General features: G+C 59.6%; 4 protein-coding genes. 2 read left to right on the top strand and 2 right to left on the bottom strand.

Translation table 11 applies throughout. The annotated features are described in order from the left end of the window. Nucleotides 1–218: 218 nt before the first annotated feature. A complete protein-coding gene (locus tag GV044_RS16605) occupies nt 219–512 on the bottom strand; it encodes a hypothetical protein (RefSeq protein ID WP_159872933.1) in 294 nt (97 codons plus the stop codon). 155 nt (nt 513–667) lie between these two features. On the opposite strand from GV044_RS16605, the gene GV044_RS16610 reads away from it, so the two are divergent. After that, nucleotides 668–1,057 (top strand): PilZ domain-containing protein, encoded by a 390-nt coding sequence (locus tag GV044_RS16610; RefSeq protein WP_236555042.1) that lies wholly within the window; start codon nt 668–670, stop codon nt 1,055–1,057. An 18-nt stretch (nt 1,058–1,075) separates the two neighbouring features. On the opposite strand, the gene GV044_RS16615 is transcribed toward GV044_RS16610, so the two are convergent. Continuing rightward, on the bottom strand, nt 1,076–1,489 hold the full coding sequence (locus tag GV044_RS16615) for a PilZ domain-containing protein (RefSeq protein WP_236555043.1): 414 nt from the start codon (nt 1,487–1,489) through the stop codon (nt 1,076–1,078). 385 nt (nt 1,490–1,874) lie between these two features. Here GV044_RS16615 and GV044_RS16620 point away from each other — a divergent pair, with 385 nt between their 5' ends. Next, nucleotides 1,875–2,183 (top strand): DUF1153 domain-containing protein, encoded by a 309-nt coding sequence (locus GV044_RS16620; protein WP_159872939.1) that lies wholly within the window; start codon nt 1,875–1,877, stop codon nt 2,181–2,183. Nucleotides 2,184–2,519: the final 336 nt, after the last annotated feature.

The following is a 2,519-nucleotide window of genomic DNA, read 5'->3' on the forward strand; positions in this document are numbered from 1 at the left end:
GCTGATGTTGAACGGGCTGCGGCTTGGTCAACTCATCAGCGCCGGGGCAATCATCGAGAGCGGGCAAGAGCCCGACAGCCATCAACGTGCGCTATGTAAGGCTCGCGCGCACCGAGCGATGGGGGATCACGGGCTAGCCCTCGCACCGATCTTGCCGATGACTTCAGCGAGGCAGCCACTTCCTCTCTGATGCGCGAGGGTGGGCTCAGGCGAGGCTATTAAGACGCAAGCAGCGAGTAGAGGTAGAGCAGCGATACGATACCCACGCCCACCATCATCCACAGCGCACAGGTCAGCCCGATGATGACGGCGACGCGCTGTCCGATCGGCAGCTTGCGCTCGTTGCGGTCGCCTGGTGACGGCTCATAGGCTTTGAAAAGCCGCTGCTGGAAAGCACGTGCATGATCTACACCGCTCGCCACCGCGGGCGTAAGTAGTTCCACATCCTCGGGCTCTTCGCCCACGAAGTCGAAGTGCTCCCAATTACGCCGTGCTGCTTGCTGCTGTGCCATGCTGCCTCCTTCAGGGTACCATCGGTAGCCCAGAGGCGGTCGACGAATGTGCCTACAGAAGTGGTTAGGATGGTCTAAATCGCGCGCGCGCGCAAAGAGCCGGGAGCCGCTTCGCGGCCGTCAGCGTCTTAAGACTTCAGTAACACTCTGCCACCATGGTCATCGTTGAAGCGGGTATTCGGGGGCGAATACGAGGCAAGGCCGACATGATGAGAGCCGCGCATGGTGATGCTTACGCCGATGCCACCCAAGAGGATCGATCTGCGGTTCGGTCCAAGTGTAGCCTACCTGCAACCCTGAGGCCCATCGGCGGCAAGACTCTGCAGACCGTGGTGCGTGACCTATCGCCGTTCGGCTTTTCGGCTACCGCGATCAGCCCGATCGCTAAGGGCACGACTTGCTGGCTGACCATACCCGGCCTCGAGCCCGTCGCGGCCAAAGCCGTTTGGTGGGAGCGCGGCCTTGTCGGCTGCGAATTTGTGCGGCTCCTCAAGCCCAGTGATCTGGAGAAGGCTGTTCCGGCAACACGTCTCGGCTCGGCGTGAAGCGACAAGCAGAGCTGGTCAGCCCCACCGCTCCAGCAAGAACTTCAGGGTTGATGGTTCGAGCATCTGCTTGAAGGCACAGCCGACAACGCCTCCTTCCCACCACACGATCTCTGCCTCAAGAGCCGGCATGTCGGCGAGCGTCAGCCAACAGGTCGTGCCAGGCTGCAGGCGAGCGATGGCGATGGCCGCAAAACCAGAGAGCGAGATGTCTCGTGTGTTCGTCACCAGGCGCTTGCCGCCTGCTGGACGCAAGCAACCCGGGATCGCCACGCGGATACGCGGGGCGGACCGGTCTTCCTGTGTCTCGTACTCGTAGCTACCGACCTGTGGTGTTATCTTGATCATCATGCAGGTGCGACCCCTTGCCATCCCCTTTCTGATGGCCTGATTGGCAAGTAGCAACAAAAGTTTACGCAAACGTTGCGACATGCCGCACCTGCTCGCCTTGAGCTCGCCTCCAACTTTGGCAGACCTACAGCGGTTCCCAGGATCCAAATCAGCCGTTCGGTTTCTCGACGTGCGGGAACCAAAGGCCGAGCGGCGCGTTGTCCCGTCACACGATCGCTCCTGGCGGTGAGTCGAGCCTCCTGCCAGTTGAGCCGATGAACAGGTGTTCATCTACTGTGCATCATCCAAACAATACTTCAATGTAATTCCAAGGGAACTATGTTCTCGCCGTGTACGCTCGCATACAATCTGCAACGCGATCGCCTTAACTATTTTGTTAACTATCTCTGGCATGATCCCGTTAACAGTTGAGGCGCATAACCGCTTCAACAATGCCGGATGGCAGGATTTTGCTGGAGTATGCGCTATGTCGCAGACAATCGATAAGCCCGTGCAAGAAGTCGTCGGACCCCACGGCGAGCGGCTGACTAAAGACAATCTTCCGCCACGCGACACATCACGCTGGGTCGCTCGGCGTAAGGCAGAAGTGGTAGCGGCCGTGAACGGTGGACTGCTGAGCGTTCCAGAAGCTTGCGAGCGTTACGCGCTGTCGCTTGAGGAACTGGTCTCCTGGCAACGCGCCGTCGATCGCGACGGGATGCCTGGGCTGCGGGTCAGCAAGGTCCAGCAAAACCGCGACAAGCACGAGCGTGCTAACCGCCGGCTGCGCGCTTAAACTTGGCAGCGGTCTTTGCCTTCGAAGCATACCAGCGGATCTGCGCCCCGGCAGGGTTAGGCTCAAGGTGTCCATTCGAAGACCCGGGCTAAAAAGATCTCCTACCTTACGGTGCTATTTACCTCGTGGACGGCCACCAAGCATGCACGTGGAACAGTTCTGCAGTGAGCGCCGTTAAGCGATTGAGCCATCAACATGGGCTCGGCGTCCCGATCGCACTAACTCGCACCTTCTGCGGTCGGGACGCAACCAAGGCGCTAACACCTGGTCTGCTGCTTTGCCTGAACATTCCGGTAGCGAGATCGAAGTCCTCTATGTGGGTCTCGCACATTCTTG

The organism is Novosphingobium sp. 9U, from assembly GCF_902506425.1.
Taxonomy (GTDB): Bacteria; Pseudomonadota; Alphaproteobacteria; order Sphingomonadales; family Sphingomonadaceae; genus Novosphingobium.